Here is a 17,234-nt window from a genome sequence, read left to right on the forward strand (position 1 = left end):
GTATCTTCGCAGATCAGAGGCAATGTCGTCCCAGGATTGACGCACCTGGCGGGCAGCGCTGGCTGCTGCCGTCCGCCCGACCCAGACTCGGGGTCAGCACCTGTGGGGGCCCGGACCGGCCGTCGTACGGACCGTCCCGCAGAGGGGAGCCGGTCAGCAGGACGGAACACCTTGCGCACGAAAGCCTCCCCCTGCTCCACGGCGCGGGCTTTGGGCCCGGCCGCCGGTCGCGGCGCCGCAGGTTCGCACGGCACTTCACGCATACTGCAGGGGAATCCGAACATGACGGCTTACGGCAGCTCGTCCGGCCCGGACGAGCGCGAGACCGCGAACATTGCGGCGGCCACCACCGGCAGGCGCCGCCGGCAGCCCGCCACCAGAGGGCCGGGCACGCGTGCGGGTCGGCGGTCCCGTGCTGCCGCCGACCACCCGGCAGCTCCGGAAACCCCGCTGACCGGCGTTGTTCCGGTGCGGACCCGGACGGTGGCGGCCGGGGGGACGGACCATCGCCACGTCGACCTGGGGCCGGTGCGGCTGTCGCTGCTGAGCCCACTCGTGCCACCGGCCGGGGTGGAGATGGAGAACCGGCACGCCGACGGCCTTCCGCGGACCTGGCACCTGGTCTTCGCGGCCCGTGGGCCACTGATCCTCGGCCACGATCAGCAGCTTGTCCGGATGGAGCCCGGCAGCGTGTTGCTCTGGGAGCCTTCCGAGTGCTTCCGGCTCTCCGCTGTCACGGCCGGCCCCCCGGTCCGGGCGCTGGTGCTGCACCTGCCCGAAGCCGTCTTACCGCTGCCCGGTGAAGTGCTGCACGACGTGTCCGGACGTCCCGCACCAACCCGGTCGGGACCGGCGGCCCTCCTCGCGTCCTTCGTGTACGGGCTCGCCGCGCACTCACCGTCCGCCGCCGAGGCCCGGCACACCGCGTGGTTGGGCACCGCCGCGGTCAACCTCGCGACGGTCTTCCTCGACAGCGAGGCCGCGTTCGTTCACGACGGGACGGGTCCGCGCCCGACCGAACCGGTGCCCGCCGCGCCACAACCCGCCCCGTCAGGGACCGACTTGCTGCTGCGCGGCGTCAAGGCGTACATAGAGCACCACTTGTGTGACGCCGACCTGTCGCCGACCTCGATCGCCGCCGCCAACCACATCTCGCTGCGCTACCTGCACCACCTCTTCCAGCGGGACGGGCTCACCGTCGGTACGTTCCTGCGCGAACGCCGCCTGGAACAGTGCAGGGCGGACCTGTCCGACCCGGCCCACGCGCACCGCAGCGTGCGCGAGATCGCGAGGCGCAGGGGCTTCCGCGATCCCGCGGTCTTCAACCGCACCTTCAAGGCCGCCTACGGCGTGACCCCGGGCACGTACCGCAGGCGCCAGGTGCCGTCCTCACTCGCCGAGGAGCTTGTTCAGGGGTGACCCGGGACGCAGGTCCTGCGACCGCGCCCGGAAGTCGTTGAGGATCTGGTCGAGTCGCTCCCTGCCGACCGTGTACTTCTTCTGTGCGTCCGGGGTGGCCAGTTCGGCCGCCTTGGCGGCCGGGTCGTGGCCGAAGTGCACGGGTTTGCCGTTCGCGTCGAGCACCCGCCCCTGCGCCAGCAGGGTGGAGATGATCGAGATCTCGCCGGCCTTGGTGGCCAGGTTGTTCAATGCGAGCACGTCCCGGTCGGGATGGGTGTCCTTCAGGAGCTTGCCCAGCCCCAGCGTGTCGGTGTCGTCCTGGGAACCGACCCAGCTCTGCAGCGCGCCCATGGTCGCGTTGTAGGCGATGTCGGCCGCCCCTGCGAGCTCCACACCGAGGGGCATGAACGCGACGTTGAGGTAAGCGCCTTGGATCAGGCTCCTGATCAGCGCGTTCTTGTCATTGGTGCTGAGGTCGGCCGCTTTGATGGCCTTGAGGTAGGGCAGCATCTCGGTCAGCGCGATCTGCCCGTACCGCTCTGCCCAGTCGATGTCCTTCTCGTGCGGATTGTGGGAGGGAATGGAGTGCGCCGTGCCGGCGGCCATCAGGGCACCGAGCTGGGGCGTCAGCCGTTTCAGGTCGCCGGAGCTGAAGTCCTTGGGAATCGCCTCGCCGATGCTCTGCGTGAGCCGCGCCACGGCGGCCGGGTCGTGCAGTTCGGGGATCACCGCGGTGACGACCGGCAGGACCTTCGCCCAGATTTCGGGCTTGGGCATGTAGGGCAGATGCCAGTGCAGCGCCTCGGGTACCACCGTGGCCAGGGAGGGCGCCAGTTCGGCCGCGATCTGGGGGTCGGCCAAGCCGTTGCGGAGGATTTTCGTGACGAGGTCGGTCGCCAGGGTGCCGTCCTTGAGGTTGCCCTGGAACTGGTTGTCCTCGAGCGAGAGCAGGAGTTTCTGCACCCCCTGCGGTCCGCCGGCCTGCAGCAGCCCCCGACAGAACTCCGGGTTGTCCGCGTTCTGGGCGAGGAGCGCGTAGACGCTGTTGTAGAAGTCCCGGGGGGACGACGTCCCGTCGTCGCCGGCCGGGGGCCACGGCAGCCGGGCCGCGGCAGCTGCGCCGGCCTCGTACTGTGCGGTCAGGCCCGCGATCTTGTCGTTGCTGCTGTGCACGACCGTCTTCAGCGGCGGTGAGAGGGCGCCACCGCCGCCGGCGAGCTGGAAGGCCAGACCCACGGTCCGTACGTCGCGATCGGTGCGGTACGCCTCGGTGATGTGCCGGGGCAATTCGTCCTCGACGGCGGAGACCCGGCTCAGCACGGCGCCGATGTCGACATTGACGCCTTCCCCCCGCGCCGCCGCGCCGCTGATGTAGGCGTGCAGCGCGGGGATGAGGGTGCCGCGCAGGAAGTCCTGGAGTTCCTGGGCGGCATGGGTGCACCGGTCGGAGTAGCTGTAGAGATGGGCCGGTACGGCGGACACGTCGCTCTTGCCGCTCATGCCGTCCTCCTTCCTGCGCTTGTCGGCGGCTAGTGGGTGCGGGCGTTGACCGCGTGGGCGTCATCGGTGGCGTTGGCGACCGCCGAGACGAGCCGTGCGAGGTTGTCGGACATCCTGTCGAGCGCGTCCTTCTGGGGCCCGAACGCGGTGTCGTAGACGTTGCGCTTGGCGCCCCTCCAGTTCGGTCCGGGGGACTCGCCCAGCAGGTGCGAGCGCTGCTTCACCCGCAGGCCCGCGAACGCGTGCAGCTTCTTCACGGCCTGGGCCAGCGCCTGGCTCAGCTCCGCTGCCGCGCCGAAGTCGTAGTTCACGTGCTCGTACGGTGGGGCCATCGTGTTCCCTGTCGTCTTTCGGATGCGCTGTCGCGAGGGTGCTCACGCCCGCAGGGCGGCCCAGGTCTTGACGCCGACCTCGCCGTCGACCTGGAGGTGGTGGTTGCTCTGGAACTTCTTGACCTCGGTGAGCGTGTCGGCGCCGAAGATGCCGTCCACGCCGCTGGGGCCGATGTTGTAGCCGCGGGCCTTGAGGATGCACTGCACCTCCTGCACCGCCGGCCCGTGGTCGCCGTACCGGGTGAGATCGGTGCCGGAGTAGTACGTGCAGGACTTCCAGGGCTTGGCAGGGGTGGTCGGCGGTGCGGGCTTCTCGGCCGCGGAAGTGGTGGGCGGTGCGGCCGACGGGGGATCGTACGGCCGCTGCGGCGGGACAGAGACCGTGGCGCCGTCGGGCGGCGCATTCCCCGGCGGGGGTGGAGCCGTGACAGTGACGGCGGCCGCCCCCTTCGTGTGCCGGGCCCGCGGGCGCGGAGAGGCCGGCGTGGTGTGCGGCGACATCGTGGCGGTGGCGGAGGAGTGTGATCCGGCGAGCGGAGTCGATGCCTCCTGGCGGGCGGTGCCTCCTCCGGAAAACGCCAGGGCGCCGGCCGCTGCCGCGACCGCGACCGCTGCCGCCGCGCCCACGGCCAGTGGCCACCGGCGCCGGCGGGCCGCCTCCTCTCGCGGCTCCTCGGGCTTGGTGCGGCGCAGGACCGTCAGCTGATCCATGGGCTGCACCGCCACCGCTGTCCCGCACCAGCCGACCCGTTCCCCGACGGTCTCGGCGACCGCATCCGGCCACTCCCCGCCGACGACGTGCCCCCGCGTGGCCTCGACGACGTCCTGCGGGCTCGGGCGCCGCCGCGGGTCCTTGTCCAGGCACCGGCCGATCAGTTCGGCAAGGACGGGATCGCGCCGGGCGACCTCGGCGAGCACCTGCTCGCTCGGCGGCGAGTGGATGATCCGGTGGATGACGTCACCGGTGGTTCCCTCGCCGAAGGGGGCCGCACCCGTGACCGCCACGGCGAGGACCGAGCCGAGGGAGAACACGTCCGAGGCCGTGCCCACCTCGCGGCCGTCCGCCTGTTCCGGGGACATGAAGGCCGGTGTCCCCAGGTGCTGACCGGTCATGGTGAGCGAACTGGCGTCCGCGGTGTGCGCGACCCCGAAGTCGATGACGCGCGCTCCGTCCGGCCCCAGCAGGACGTTGGACGGTTTGAGGTCGCGGTGGACGATGCCCACGGCGGCGATCGCGGTGAGCGCCTGCCCGATCTCGTACGCCAGCCGCCACACGACCGGCGCGGGCAGGGGCCCGCACCGCTCGATGGCGTCGCCCAGGCTGAGCCCGGGCACGTAGGCGGTCGCCATCCACAACCGTTCGTCGCCGTCGTAGCCGGAGTCGAGCAGTTCGGCGGTGTACGTGCCGTGCACCCGGCGCACGGCCTCGACCTCGCGCTCGAAGCGGCGGCGGAACCGCTCGTCCTCCGCGTACTCCGAGCGGATCACCTTCACCGCGACGAGCGACCGCGCCCCGTACGCCCCCTCGGTCTCCGCCTTTCGGCCGAGGTACAGCCGGCCCATCCCCCCGCCGCCCAGCCGCGCGAGCACCCGGTACGGGCCGATGTCCCGGGGGTCCGTCCTGCGCAGCGACTCCGCGCCGAGAAGGGCCGCATCACTCGCACTCAACTCCGTGGCACCGGACCGGCCCGGATCCGCAACGGACATCAGGAACCCTTCGAAACGCCGCGCCGACGATCACGCGCCGCCCGCGTGCGAGATGTTGGTGAGGATCTTCTGTACCTGCTGCTGCAGGTGCTCCAGCGACGCCTTCATCTTGTCCAGGTCGCCCTTGGCCTGCGGCCACACCTCGGCACGGAACCTCTGCGCGAGGGGACCGTCCCAGTGGTTGGGGTCGCTCAGCGTCTGCCCGTGGCTGTTCAACTGGCTGATGAGGCCCGGAAGCTGGTTGTTGATCAGGGCCATCATCTTGCCGGCTTCCTGGTGCGCCAGATCGCTGGAGGTTACCCTCGCCATTTCCTTCTCCTTACGCGGGCCACTGCCGTCACGAGGATTCTCCGAGGCCGCATCCGCCGTGTCATTGACACGCAGCGCAGACCCGTTGACCCTGCACGCAGCGAGTCTCAGCGGACCACCTGGACTCCGGCCGCGATGCCGTCGGTGACCAGGTAGCCGCGGCCCGGGAGGGGTGCGAGGCGGTCGTGGCGGGGAAAGGTGGTGGCGAGCAGGTCGCCGTCGAGGTCGTGGTCCGGGGCGAGCAGGATGCCGCAGCGGCTGTCGCGGGCCCGCTGCGTCCAGTGGCCGTAGGTGCGGCGCAGGGCGTCGGCGCGGCCGACGGCGACGAGGTGGTGTCCGGGCACGGCCGCGGACAGCCAGCGGTCCAGGACCCCCAGGTCGTCCTCCACCGTGTCCGCGTCGTCGACGAGGAGGAGGGTGGGGCCCGGGTGCCGGGCCAGGGCCGCTTCGAGGCCGCTGTACTCGGTGACGAGCACAGCCGGCCCGGACAGTTCGCGCAGCGGCGAGCGGCGCGGGGCGAACGCGACGACGGTCGGCGGGTCGGCCGCGGCGGTCACCTGGCGGGCGATCGTGCACAGGGCGGTGGAGCGGCCTGACCGCTGCGGCCCGGCGATCAGCGCGTGCTCCTGCTCGTACAGCCGCAGGCCCGTGCCGGCGAGGGTCTCAGCGTCCAGACCGATCGGGATGTGCCAGGGCTCGGCGGTCACGGCGGCCGGTGCCGCGAGGGCGCCGAGGGAGATCTCGGCGGGCAGCAGGCCGACGCGGGGCGCGGTGGTGACGGCGCCGGGCCAGCGGGCGGTGCAGGCGGCCACCGCGGCACCGAGGTCCTCGGCAAGCAGCCCGATCTGGATCACCTGGCGGGTCGCGGCCACCAGCGCGCGCCCGGGGACATAGGCGGGAACCGCGCCGCGCGGCACGTCGAAGTAGCCGTACTCGCCGGAGTCGGCCATGCGCATCAGCAGCTTCTGCTGGGTCAGCGCCGCCCAGGCAGACGGCACCACGCCGGACCGGTCCGCGGCGACGGCGAAGCGGATGCCGACGGCCGGCCCGTCCGCGTAGACCCGGGCCAGTTCGTCGATGAGGTTCATTCCGGCGATGTCCTTGTCGAAGTCCGACAGCAGCGCCCCCAGGTTGTCCAGGAGCACCAGCCAGTCCGGGTCCGGCTCCCGGTGGCCGGGCGCCGCGGCGCCACGTGCCTTGCGCTCGTCGAGTTCCCGGCGCAGCAGCCGGATGAGGCGGATCTGTCGCTCGCGTTCGGCCGGCCCGATGTGGGCCCCGGTGTGCGGCAGGCCGGTCAGCGGCGCCAGGTCGCCCGCGCCCATGTCGAGTGCGAAGATGTGGCACCGCTCGGGCTGCTGGGCGCCGGCGACGGCCAGGGCGAGGGCGGCCAGGGCGGTGGACGTCCCCGAGCCGCCGCTGCCGTAGATCAGGACGTTCCCCGCCGCGGGGTCCCAACCGACCGGGTACTGCCGCTGCCGCTCGGGGTCGTCGGCGAGGGCGTACGCGGGCAGGCCGGCGGTCTCCGTCTGCAGACCGCGCTCCGCGACGGGCGGCAGATCCGCGGTGCGTACGACGGCGGGCAGTGGGTCGGGCCAGGGCCGGCGCGGCTCGGCGAACCCGGCCAGCCCTGCCGCCTCCCTGGCCGCCGCGACCAGGCGCTGCAGATCGGTTTCTCCGCCGGGATCCGCCACGCCCGGCCCGGCATCGGGCAGGCCCAGCAGGAAGGGGACCGAGGTCACCGGTGCTGTCACGGCCGTTTCAGGGGTGACGCCGGTGGACAGGGCGGTCTGCACCGGCACGACTTCACGGGCGCTGAGCCGGTAGAAGGCGCGGCCCCACTGCCGGCTGCCGATCGCCGCGGCGGCCGGATCGTCGATGACGTCCTGCGAGTCGCCGGTCGACTCCAGCCGCAGCGCGATGCGGAGCTTGACGTTGTTCTTGATCGCGTCGTTGACGGAGCCGGCGGGCCGCTGGGTCGCCATGATCAGGTGGACGCCCAGACTGCGGCCGCGCTGCGCGATGCCGACGAGGGCGTCCACGAAGTCCGGAAGCGCCTTGACCAGCGTGGCGAACTCGTCGATGACCACGGCCAGCCGCGGCATGGGCTCCAGCTCGGTCCGCCCGTTGTCCCGCAGCCGCTGGTAGTCGCGTACGTGGCTCAGGCCCGTCTCACGCAACAGCCTTTCGCGGTGCCGCAGTTCGGCTTCCAGGCAGCGCAGGGCGCGTTCGCTGAGCTGCTCGTCGAGGTCGGTGACCAGGCCCACGGTGTGCGGCAGAGCGGCGCACTCGTCCAGCGCACCGCCGCCCTTGTAGTCGATCAGCGCGAAGGTGAGGTGCTCCGGGTCCGCGTCGACCGCCATGCTCGCGATGAGCGTGCGCAGCAGCTCGCTCTTGCCGGAACCGGTCGTCCCGGCGATGAGTGCGTGCGGGCCGTCGTCATCGAGGTCCACGGTGAACAGGTCCCGTTCGGTGACCCCCAGCACCGCCCGGATCCGGAGCTCGGGCACCCGCTTTTCCCAGCGGCCGGCCACCGCGGTGCCGTCCACCCTCTCCAGGTCCAACAGGGGAAGCAGCGAGATGCGGTCCGGCAGTCCGGCGCCCTCGATCCGCAGCTCGGGGTCCTCGAAGCGGGCCAGTGCCCGTGCGGTGTCCCGGGCTTCGGCCACCGGCATGCCGTCGAGCAGCACCCGCTCCACGGTGACGCCCAGGGCCACGTCACGAACCTGCCCGATCCCCTCGGGCGAGGCGGTGACCACGGAGGTGCACAGCGCGGGCAGCCGGGTGGTCAGCACCAGCGCCCCGCAGCGCACGGAGGTGCCGGCGATCAGGTCCCGCAGCCGGTTGGGACGGCCCTCCAGCAAGGTGGCGCCGTCCACCACCACGAGCAGCACCGGGCCGGCGGCCGGCCCACCGGCCGCGGCGTCTCGGGGCGACCCCGCGGCGAGCAGGTACTGAGCCAGCGTTTCGGCCTGCTCGGGGCCGACCGCCACCAGGCGTGTCGTCCCGGATCGTACGTCGGCTCCGTGCGGCAGCCACTTCGTCCAGTCCCAGTCGGCGAGCCGGTCGGCGTCGGTGAACACCGCCACCGTGACGTCCGCGGGCCCACTGCCCACCACGGCCTGGCACAGCAGGGAACGGGCGACGGCCAGGCACGCCTTCCGGTTGCCCTCGAAGCCCACGGCCTCACCCGCCGAGACCCCCACCACCACGGGCATCTGGGGCAGTACGGACCTGCGCGCGAGCACGGCCGCGGGATTCGGTGCCGGTTCGGTCGTACCCCGGTCCAGCGGCGGATCCCAGGGCAGGTCGGCCGTGCCGGCCACGAGCTGGAGGAAGTCTTCCGCGGCCGAACGTCTCTCCCACAGCGCGGTCCCGGGGGCCGTCGCCCGGTACAGCACCTCGGCCGGATCGGGGTGAGCGGCGCGGCGGGATCGGACCTCGTCGGTGTGCCTCCGCTCCACCGCCACCTCGAACTCCGCGAGCCGGGCGGCGTACTCGCGACTCCCCCGGCGCAGCGCGGACCTGCCGCGCAGGCGCTCCTCGGCGAAGTTGGCCAGGAACATCAGCGGGGTGAGCGCCGCGATGGCCGCGTAGCGCGGGTCGCCGGTCAGCAGAACGGTCGCGGCGGCCATGGCCAGCGGGCCGAGCAGGGCCGCGATGCTGAAGGGAGCCTTGTGTGTACGAGCCGGCGGCACAGGAACGGCGATCGGCCCCGTCCCGGCCGGACGTCCACCCCGTGGCGGGCGGTTGAACGGCAGCGTCCCACCGGGCCCGGCCTCGCGGACGGCGTTGATCCGCTGCACCGGGCCGAGCCGGTCCCCGGGCAGCACGCGGAGAAGAATTTCACCGCCGAGCGACACCAGGTCGTCGGCACGGATTGGGACCGCCTCGCGGATCCTGGCGCCGTTGACGTCCGTGCCGTTCGCCGAACCGAGGTCGCTGACGGCGACCCGGCCGTCGGGCAGGACATCGAATGCGGCATGGAGCCGTGACACGCCCGTGGCCACAAGACGGACGTCCGCGTCCGCTCCGCGCCCGACGACCGTGCGACCCGCCGCCAGCGGGATGCTGCGGCCCGCCTCCAGCCCTCCCACCAGCCGCAGGACGACCGCCGCCTTCCGTAGCCCGCCGACCACAGACCGCCCGGCCACAGGTCCACCGGCACCGGCCACCCGCGACCCGTGCACGAGGCCGGACTCGTGCACCACCGTCTCCGGGGGCATCACCCGGCCGTCGACAACAAGCACATGGCCTGGCATGCCCACGGCCGCGGCCAGATCGGCGAGAGAGGCGTCCGGCCGGCCGAATCGCACCTCCACGTCCCACTCGCGACCACCGTCGACACAGACGATCCGCACCGCGCGCCGCCTCCCCATCGCTCCAGATGACGGAGCGTCCAGTCTTCCGCGGCTCGCCGGGGAGGGCATCGGCACCGCGTGCAAACCGATTGACCGAGCACGCAACACGCATCCGTCGTATGCATCCCGTTCCACCACCCATCGGCGGCTCATTCGACGTCCATGACTTTGCGTTGTCCGTCAATGACACCCCCCCTGACGGAAGGGACGGTATTGAGCAGGCCACGGTCATCGACGACCGTCGGCAGGTCGGTGGTCACTCCGGGCAAGTACGGAAAGGAATCACGCATGTCACTGCGCACCAACGCAGCCGCATTGGCGTTGGCCGTCGCTGTCGTCGGTGGTATCACCGTCTCGACGACGCCGGCTTCGGCCGACACGAGCCTGGGCTACGTCTCGGGCAGCGGCGATTGGACTGACGACTGGTGGGACGAGGGCCCGATCTCGGCGTCGTCACACTCCTACAGCAACGCGGCCGCGATGTGGCAGACGATCCTCTGGGCGGACGGGTACCTCTCGTACTCCGGCATCGACTGCCGGTTCGGGTCCGGGACCACGTCCGCCACCAAGAGCTGGCAAAGCAAGCACGGGGTCACCGCCGACGGCATCGTCGGACCCAACACCCTGAAAAAGGCCAGCACATGGCTTTATCAGTCAGGTGCCAACTACATCTACCAGGGGGTCAACGGCCGATACATCACCTTCGACCGAGACGACTACAGCGGCGCTTGGTACATGTACATCGGCAGCGACAAGAAGGGGCTCTTCTACAACACCGCCACCTTCAGCGTGTGCTGAGCGCGGCACGGAGGCGTCGAGCCGTTGATCGTCGATCACGGTTGCGTGGTGGGGATTGCGACTCGTGCGGCGATCACCAGCGACCGGAGGATCACGGGCCTGTCGGCTGAGGTGATTACGAGCCGCGGCCCGAAGTCGATGGCGAACCGGTCGCTCGGTCGACCGGTGTCCGTCTCGTCTTCGAGACCGCACTCACGCCCGGCGCTCAGAACTCGGAGTCCCGGTCGCGCCCCTCGCTGTTCTTGCGGACCTCGGCGAGAAACCGGGCGGCGTACGCGCCGTCCACGGCTCGGTGGTCGAAGCTGAGGGTCACGTTGCCGACCGGCCGCACGGCTGCGGCGTATTCGCCGCCGCCATTGGTGGGCACCGCGACCGGGCGCGGTCGCACGTGGTCGGTCGCCAGGATCGCGACCTGGGGATGGTTGATGATGGGAACGGTGAGCAAGGTGCCGTAGGGGCCGGGGTTGGTGATGGTGAACGGCCCGCCCCCGAGATCGTCGGCGCGCAGTCGGCCGGCCCGCGCCCGTACGGCGTACTCGCTCACCTCCTGCGCGATCCGGCGCAGCCGCTTGCCGCCGGCCGACCGGATCACCGGCACCACCAGGCCTTCGGCGTCGAGGTCGACGGCGATGCCGAGGTGCACGTCGCGGTGGACGAGCAGCCCGTCGCCCCGCACAGACGCGTTGAGTGCCGCACGCACGACGCCGTCCCCAATGCTTCTTTGTCCCCACTCGCACGCTGGGGACGGGCACTTCGAATCGCAGTTGAGGACAACGGTTCGATTTCTGTACGCGCCAGGGGCTGACACCGAGGTCCTGGTGCGCGATAGCGTGCGCGCTCGACCCGATCATCGCACTGTCCCGGGACTGCCATGCCTGATCCTTCCATGCCGCCGGACGACCGGCCGACGTCGCCCGTGACCGCCCGTGTGACGGCCGAGTCGCGAGCCGGGTCCTTGAGGCGGCGTCTGGTGCTGTCGTCCGTGCTGCCGCCGGGCGTGGTCGCCGTGACCGGTGCCGTGGCCACCGCGCTGGTGCGCGATGGCCACCTGGACCGGGCGGACCAGGGCGCGTTGTTCGGCGGCGTGGTCCTCATCGGCACCATGGCGGCCGGGATCGCGGGCATACGGGCTTCGGCGGAGGCACGAGCAGTCACCAAGCACTGGGCGGAGCTGTCCCGCGCGGCCGACCGGAACCGTGCCGAGCTTGCCGAGCTGACCCGTACCACAGCCGAGGGCAGGACCGAACTGGAGTCGCTGTGCCGCCGGTTGCAGGCCGGGGAGCGGCCTGTGCGGCGCCGGCCGGAACTGCCGCCGCAGACCGGCCCGGACGAGCTCTCCCGCCTCGGATTCGAGATCGCTGCGGCCCGGCAAGAGGCGGAGGCAGCCCTGCTGGAGACCGCCGCGCGCGCGGTCGGCGCGGAACACAACTCCCGCCTGGAGCAGTTCGAGGTGTTCGCCAACCTGGCGCGCCGCCTGGAGTCCCTGGTGCACCGCGAGATCGGCCTCCTGGACACCCTGGAGAACGAGGTCGAGGACCCCGACCTGCTCAAGGGGCTGTTCCGGGTGGACCACCTGTCCACCCGAATCCGCCGCTACGCCGAGAACTTGGCCGTGCTCGGCGGCGCGAACACCCACCGCCAGTGGACCCGTCCCGTCGGCCTGACCGACGTGCTGCGTTCCGCCGTCGCCGAGATCGACCAGTCCGCCCGGGTCAAGCTGGTCCCACCCATCGATGGAACGGTCAGCGGCCACGCCGTGGTCGACGTCGTCCATCTGCTGGCCGAGCTGCTGGAGAACGCGACGGTCTTCTCACCGCCCCAGACCACCGTGCACGTGCGGGTGGAGACCGTCGCCGCGGGGGTGGCGATCGAGGTCGAGGACCGGGGCCTGGGCATGTCCCCGGGCGAGCGCAACCAGATGAACACCGTTTTGAGTGCACCCGACAAGGTCGCCCTCGGCGAGCTGCTGCAAGACGGCCGGATCGGCCTGTACGTGGTCTCCGTCCTGGCTCAGCGGCACGACGTCGCTGTGCGGTTGCAGAGCAACGTCTACGGCGGCACTCAGGCCGTCATGGTGCTGCCCAGCGCACTGCTCGGCCCGCAGCCGGCAGCTCCCGCGCACCACACCGTCCCGACCCCTGGCGCGGCGCCGCAGGACCCAGGGGAGCCCGAGGCGGCGGACCCCGGGGCGACAGTGATGACCGTCGCTGCGGATCCGCGCGTGTCCGATTCCGAAACCCAGCCCGCCCCGGCGCACTCCGACAGCGAGGGCGACCGTCCGCGGCTGCCTCAGCGCCGCCGCCAGGACCACGCCGCCGAACGGCCGCACCCGGTCCGCGGCGCCGGAGCTTCCGAGGACATCGCACACGACCCGGGCCTGATGGCCGCGTTCCAGACCGGCCTGCGCAGGGCGGAGGAAGCGGAGACGCCCTGATGGCCGACACCGCCCTGCAGGCCCGGGCCCCGTCCTGCAAGCCGTTTCCTTCCGTCGAAGAGGAGTACACGATCGTGGCGAGCGAAGACCTTTCCTGGCTGTTGACGGGCCTGGTGAACCGGGTGCCGCACACCCGAAGCGCCTTGTTGCTGTCCTCGGACGGGCTGGTGAAGGCAGTGGAGGGGCTCGACGAGGACGCCGCGGACCAGTTGGCCGCGCTCGCCAGTGGGCTGTACTCGCTGGCGCGCAGCGCGGGCCGGCACTTCGACGACGGCGGTGACGTGCGACAGATCGTGACGGAGCTCAGCAGCTCGCTGCTGTTCGTCTCGGCCGCCGGGCACGGCGCGGTGCTGGCGGTGCTGGCCGGACGCGAGGCGGACGCAGCGGTGCTGGGCTACGAGATGGGGATGATGGTGAAGAGCGTGCGCCCCCACCTGGCTACGCCGCCCCGGCACCCGGTGGGATGACCGATGACGCCGGTCCTCCCGGACGGACCGCTGGTCGACGAAGCGGCCGGGCGGCTGGTCCGTCCCTACACGGTGAGCGACGGCCGGACCAGGGCCACGTCCCCCTTCACGCTGGTGACCATGGTGCGGGCCACCGGCGCCCAGACGCAGGGCGCCTTCGGCCTGGACCATGCGCAGGTGCTGGCGCTGTGCCAGCGGCCTGTGAGCGTCGCCGAGGTCGCGGCCCGGATGCAGGTGCCCGCCGCCGTGGTCAAGGTGCTGCTGTCCGATCTGGCCGAGGGAGGCGCGGTGGTCGCAGGCGATGCGCCGCCGGCGCCCCCGGGCAGCCACTGCGCACGACCTGACCGAGACCTCCTGGAAGCGGTACGCGATGGCCTCCTCAAACGACTGTGACCTGCTGACCGCCGACGTCCTGCCGGTGGGAATCAAGGTGCTGATCGCCGGTGGGTTCGGCGTGGGAAAGACCACCTTCGTCAACGCGCTCAGCGAGATCGAGCCGCTGAGCACCGAGGAGATACTGACCGCCGTCAGCGCGGCCACGGACCGGCTGGACGGAGTGGAGAACAAGGCCACGACCACGGTGGCGCTGGACTTCGGCCGGATCACGCTCAGTCCGTCCCATGTCCTGTACCTGTTCGGCACGCCCGGACAGGAGCGCTTCTGGTTCATGTGGGACGAACTCTCCGAGGGAGCGCTCGGGGCGGTGGTTCTCGCCGACACCCGCAGACTGGACCACTCCTTCGCGGCGGTGGACTTCTTCGAGCGGCGCGGCGTGCCCTTCGTCGTCGCCGTCAACCAGTTCGACGGGGCCCACCGCTACCGCGGGGAGGAGGTGCGGGCCGCGCTCGACCTCAGTCAGGAGGTGCCGGTGGTGCTGTGCGACGCCCGCGTCCAGAGCTCGGGCATCCGTGTGCTGCTCGAACTGATTCAGCATCTGCTCACGACAAGGAGTTCCCATGGCAGCGACACCGACCAACCCCTCCTCCGGGCCTGAGTCCGGGATCGCCTTGCGCCACCTGCTCCTCCCCCCGGAGGACCCACAGGTACGTGCCCGCTCCGAGCGGCTGCGCGAGCTGGGCATCGATGCGCGTCCGGATGCTGAACTCGACGCCTTCGCACGGGAACTGGCACACCGTACCGGCGGCTGCTACGCCGGGGTCAACTTCTTCCTCGACGCCGACCGTCAGTACTTCGCAGGCTTGTACAGCGCCGCGCAGGACACCACGGTCCACGTGGGGCCGCCGTTGCTGGAGGACCCGGTGCCCGGCCGCGTCATGCCCCGCGACATCGACATGGGCATCTGCCCGCACGTGGTCAAGCGCCGCCGGGCGCTGGTGCTGGAGGACATCCGGGACTTCCCGCGGTTCGCCGGTAACCCGGTGGTCGACGCGATCGGCGTCCACTCCTACCTGGGCGCACCGCTGATAGACAGCACCGGCGTGGTGCTCGGCACGATCTGCGTGGTCGACCAGGACCCACAGCCATGGGGGCGCAAGGGGCTGGAAACCATCAAGGCCATGGCTGCCGAACTGGTCGAGCGGCTGGAGGAGTCGGCGCACCGTCGCAGCTGACGGGCACTGCCGGACTCGCACGCGGCCGCCCCGCAGCGGCCACACCGTCTCGGGGCGCACAAGCCACCGCCAGCAGCACGATCGATCATGCTCTCGCAGTTCTCGGCATTCACGGCAGCCCCCCAGCGACCACACCAAGATCCCCTGCACCGCGCACACCGCCCCCCATCAGCACGGATGAGGTTTTCGACAAGGGCAGGGGCGACAGGAGGATGCCTGACCCCGTGGCTTCACGGGGCGGGCCAGGTCTCCGGGAGATGGTGACCGCCGTCCGCCACCAGGACCGTGCCGGTGACGAAGGAAGCCGATTCGTGCGCCAGGAACAGCACGCACGCCGCGATCTCCTCCGCCGTACCGCTGCGCCCGAACGGCCCCGCCACGGCGGCCGCGGCCTCGAACTCCAGCTGTGAACCGGTCGCCACATACCCGGGAGCCACGACGTTCACCGTCACGCCATCCCTGACGACCTCGAGGGCGAGCGCCTGGGACAGCCCCACCAGCCCGGCCTTCGCCGCTGTATAGGTGGCCTGGCCCGGCATCGCAGTGACCGTTCCCGTGGTGGAGCCGACCGAGACGATCCGGCCGTATCCAGCCGCCCTCATGGCGGGCACCACGGCGCGGCACATCAAGAAGGCCGTCGTGAGATTACGGGCCAGAGCCGCGTTCCAGTCCGCCAGTGACAGGGCGACGACATCCCCATCGGCGTCCCAGCCCGAGGTCACCGAGGTCATGCCCGCGTTGTTCACCAGCACATCGACCCGGCCCCACCGCTCGAACGCGGCGTGCAGCACGGCATCCGCGCTTCCTTCGAGGGTCAGGTCGGCGACCACACCCACAGCAGCCTCGCCCAATTCCGCGGCGCGCTCGTGGATCCGCTCGGAGGTCGCGCACAACACGACGCGGCCGCCCTCCGCGACGAGTCCCCGCGCCACCGCGGCACCGATCCCGTCCGGAGCTCCAGCGCCCGTGACGATGGCCACCCGGTCCTGAAAACGAGCCATGTGATCCAGCCACTGTGTGTGATTCGGATGTGCGGAGGAAGTGGACTGCCCTGTCGAGCCGGAGCAGGCGGGGCGTGCTGTGGTGACGCTTCACGGAAGTCGGCTTGGACGCCTGAACGGTCGCGACTTCCGATCACCGTAATGGCGTCGATGGCTCAGGGGCGGCGCTGCGGCACATTGTCGTGGACCCTCTTGGGGTCGGTGACTGCAACCGGCTCCAGGACCTCCTCGATGCGGTCCATGAGGTCAGCCTCCAGCACGACACCGGACGCCTTGGCATTCTCCTCGACCTGCTCCGGACGCGAGGCACCGATGATGGCGGCCGAGACGTTGGAGTTCTGCAGCACCCAGGCCACCGCCAGTTGCGCGAGCGACAGCCCGGCCTCGACGGCCAGCGGCTTGAGCCGGTGAACGGCCTCCAGCACCTCTTCGCGCATCCACCGCGCGATCATGTCGGCCCCGCCCTTGTCATCGGTGGCCCGCGAGCCCTGCGGAGGCCGGCGACCGGGCTCGTACTTGCCCGTCAGCACACCCTGCGCGATGGGAGAGAACACCACCTGACCCATGCCCAGTTCCTCGCAGGTGGGCACGACCTCCCCCTCGATGACCCGCCACAAGGCGTTGTACTGCGGCTGATTGGACACCAGAGGGATGTGCCGTTCCCGCGCCAGCGCGTGAGCACGCCGGATCTGCTCCGCGGGCCACTCGGAAACACCGATGTAGTGGGCCTTGCCGGAGTGGACGATGTCGGCGAACGCCTCCATCGTCTCCTCCAGCGGCGTGGCCACGTCGTACCGGTGCGCCTGGTACAGGTCCACGTAGTCGGTCCGCAGGCGTCGCAGCGACCCTTCGATCGACTCCATGATGTGCTTGCGTGAGAGCCCTCGATCGTTGCGACCCGGTCCGGTCGGCCAGTACACCTTGGTGAAGATCTCCAGTCCCTCGCGGCGCTCGCCCTTCAGCGCGTCGCCCAGGACCGACTCGGCACGCGTCGCCGCATAGACATCGGCCGTGTCGAAGGTGGTGATGCCGAGGTCCAGCGCCGCGCGCACGCACGCGGTGGCCGCCTCCGCCTCCACCTGCGAGCCGTGGGTCAGCCAGTTCCCGTAGGCGATCTCGCTGATGACCAGGCCACTGCGGCCGAGATGACGGTATTCCATAGGTGGCAGTCCTTTGTCGGCATGTGCGAGGCGGTCGACACGGCCCGGTGCGAGCGCACCATGGTCTGCCGCCGGCTCGGCACCCGGGCGGTTGCTGGAGCGACGCTTGGCAGGGCTTTCATCAGATCATTTCGTGCCTCCCGGCAACAGCACTTGCCTGCTCCTGCTGAACGTACTCAGGACAGGGTTACCCAGC

15 protein-coding genes are annotated in these 17,234 nt (G+C 71.2%); 7 read left to right on the plus strand and 8 right to left on the minus strand.

Annotated elements, in window-relative coordinates; all coding sequences use genetic code 11:
- Positions 1 to 282: 282 nt before the first annotated feature.
- A complete protein-coding gene (locus tag AB0M27_RS32750; RefSeq protein ID WP_365727151.1) occupies positions 283 to 1,419 on the plus strand; it encodes an AraC family transcriptional regulator in 1,137 nt (378 codons plus the stop codon).
- Here the strand turns inward: AB0M27_RS32750 and AB0M27_RS32755 are convergent.
- The 5 genes from AB0M27_RS32755 to AB0M27_RS32775 all read right to left on the minus strand — a co-directional run bounded on the left by AB0M27_RS32755 (position 1,390) and on the right by AB0M27_RS32775 (position 9,607).
- Entirely contained in the window at positions 1,390 to 2,901 is a 1,512-nt protein-coding gene (locus AB0M27_RS32755) for a hypothetical protein (protein WP_365727152.1), read from the minus strand. The genes AB0M27_RS32750 and AB0M27_RS32755 overlap by 30 nt on opposite strands.
- A gap of 29 nt (positions 2,902 to 2,930) precedes the next feature.
- Positions 2,931 to 3,233: a hypothetical protein gene (locus AB0M27_RS32760; RefSeq protein ID WP_365727154.1), complete on the minus strand. Its 303-nt coding sequence runs from the start codon at positions 3,231 to 3,233 to the stop codon at positions 2,931 to 2,933.
- Positions 3,234 to 3,275: 42 nt separating this feature from the next.
- Positions 3,276 to 4,940 carry a serine/threonine-protein kinase gene (locus tag AB0M27_RS32765; protein ID WP_365727155.1) on the minus strand — a complete coding sequence of 555 codons (1,665 nt, stop codon included), beginning with the start codon at positions 4,938 to 4,940 and terminating at the stop codon, positions 3,276 to 3,278.
- Between the two features lie 30 nt (positions 4,941 to 4,970).
- A complete protein-coding gene (locus AB0M27_RS32770; protein ID WP_365727157.1) occupies positions 4,971 to 5,249 on the minus strand; it encodes a hypothetical protein in 279 nt (92 codons plus the stop codon).
- A gap of 107 nt (positions 5,250 to 5,356) precedes the next feature.
- Positions 5,357 to 9,607 carry an FtsK/SpoIIIE domain-containing protein gene (locus tag AB0M27_RS32775; protein WP_365727159.1) on the minus strand — a complete coding sequence of 1,417 codons (4,251 nt, stop codon included), beginning with the start codon at positions 9,605 to 9,607 and terminating at the stop codon, positions 5,357 to 5,359.
- A 288-nt stretch (positions 9,608 to 9,895) separates the two neighbouring features.
- Here AB0M27_RS32775 and AB0M27_RS32780 point away from each other — a divergent pair, with 288 nt between their 5' ends.
- A complete protein-coding gene (locus AB0M27_RS32780) occupies positions 9,896 to 10,405 on the plus strand; it encodes a peptidoglycan-binding domain-containing protein (protein WP_365727160.1) in 510 nt (169 codons plus the stop codon).
- A 205-nt stretch (positions 10,406 to 10,610) separates the two neighbouring features.
- Here AB0M27_RS32780 and AB0M27_RS32785 read toward each other — a convergent pair whose 3' ends face one another.
- A complete protein-coding gene (locus AB0M27_RS32785) occupies positions 10,611 to 11,105 on the minus strand; it encodes a 2-oxo acid dehydrogenase subunit E2 (protein WP_365727162.1) in 495 nt (164 codons plus the stop codon).
- A 171-nt stretch (positions 11,106 to 11,276) separates the two neighbouring features.
- On the opposite strand from AB0M27_RS32785, the gene AB0M27_RS32790 reads away from it, so the two are divergent.
- From AB0M27_RS32790 to AB0M27_RS32810, 5 genes are all read left to right on the plus strand, one after another.
- Complete coding sequence (locus AB0M27_RS32790; protein ID WP_365727163.1) at positions 11,277 to 12,839, plus strand: ATP-binding protein; 1,563 nt, start codon at positions 11,277 to 11,279, stop codon at positions 12,837 to 12,839.
- A 74-nt stretch (positions 12,840 to 12,913) separates the two neighbouring features.
- A complete protein-coding gene (locus AB0M27_RS32795; protein ID WP_365727184.1) occupies positions 12,914 to 13,306 on the plus strand; it encodes a roadblock/LC7 domain-containing protein in 393 nt (130 codons plus the stop codon).
- A gap of 3 nt (positions 13,307 to 13,309) precedes the next feature.
- Complete coding sequence (locus AB0M27_RS32800) at positions 13,310 to 13,699, plus strand: DUF742 domain-containing protein (RefSeq protein ID WP_365727164.1); 390 nt, start codon at positions 13,310 to 13,312, stop codon at positions 13,697 to 13,699.
- Positions 13,677 to 14,300: an ATP/GTP-binding protein gene (locus AB0M27_RS32805; RefSeq protein ID WP_365727166.1), complete on the plus strand. Its 624-nt coding sequence runs from the start codon at positions 13,677 to 13,679 to the stop codon at positions 14,298 to 14,300. The genes AB0M27_RS32800 and AB0M27_RS32805 overlap by 23 nt, the downstream gene beginning before the upstream one ends.
- The gene (locus tag AB0M27_RS32810; protein WP_365727168.1) at positions 14,263 to 14,877 is read left to right on the plus strand and encodes a GAF domain-containing protein; all 615 of its coding nucleotides are present in this window, start codon (positions 14,263 to 14,265) and stop codon (positions 14,875 to 14,877) included. Before AB0M27_RS32805 ends, AB0M27_RS32810 begins: the two co-directional genes overlap by 38 nt.
- A gap of 230 nt (positions 14,878 to 15,107) precedes the next feature.
- Here AB0M27_RS32810 and AB0M27_RS32815 read toward each other — a convergent pair whose 3' ends face one another.
- Both AB0M27_RS32815 and AB0M27_RS32820 read right to left on the minus strand, forming a co-directional pair.
- The gene (locus AB0M27_RS32815; RefSeq protein WP_365727170.1) at positions 15,108 to 15,878 is read right to left on the minus strand and encodes an SDR family oxidoreductase; all 771 of its coding nucleotides are present in this window, start codon (positions 15,876 to 15,878) and stop codon (positions 15,108 to 15,110) included.
- Positions 15,879 to 16,033: 155 nt separating this feature from the next.
- A complete protein-coding gene (locus tag AB0M27_RS32820; protein ID WP_365727171.1) occupies positions 16,034 to 17,038 on the minus strand; it encodes an aldo/keto reductase family protein in 1,005 nt (334 codons plus the stop codon).
- Positions 17,039 to 17,234: the final 196 nt, after the last annotated feature.

Origin of the sequence: Streptomyces sp. NPDC052107 (genome assembly GCF_040680215.1) — a bacterium.
Taxonomy (GTDB): domain Bacteria; phylum Actinomycetota; class Actinomycetes; order Streptomycetales; family Streptomycetaceae; genus Streptomyces.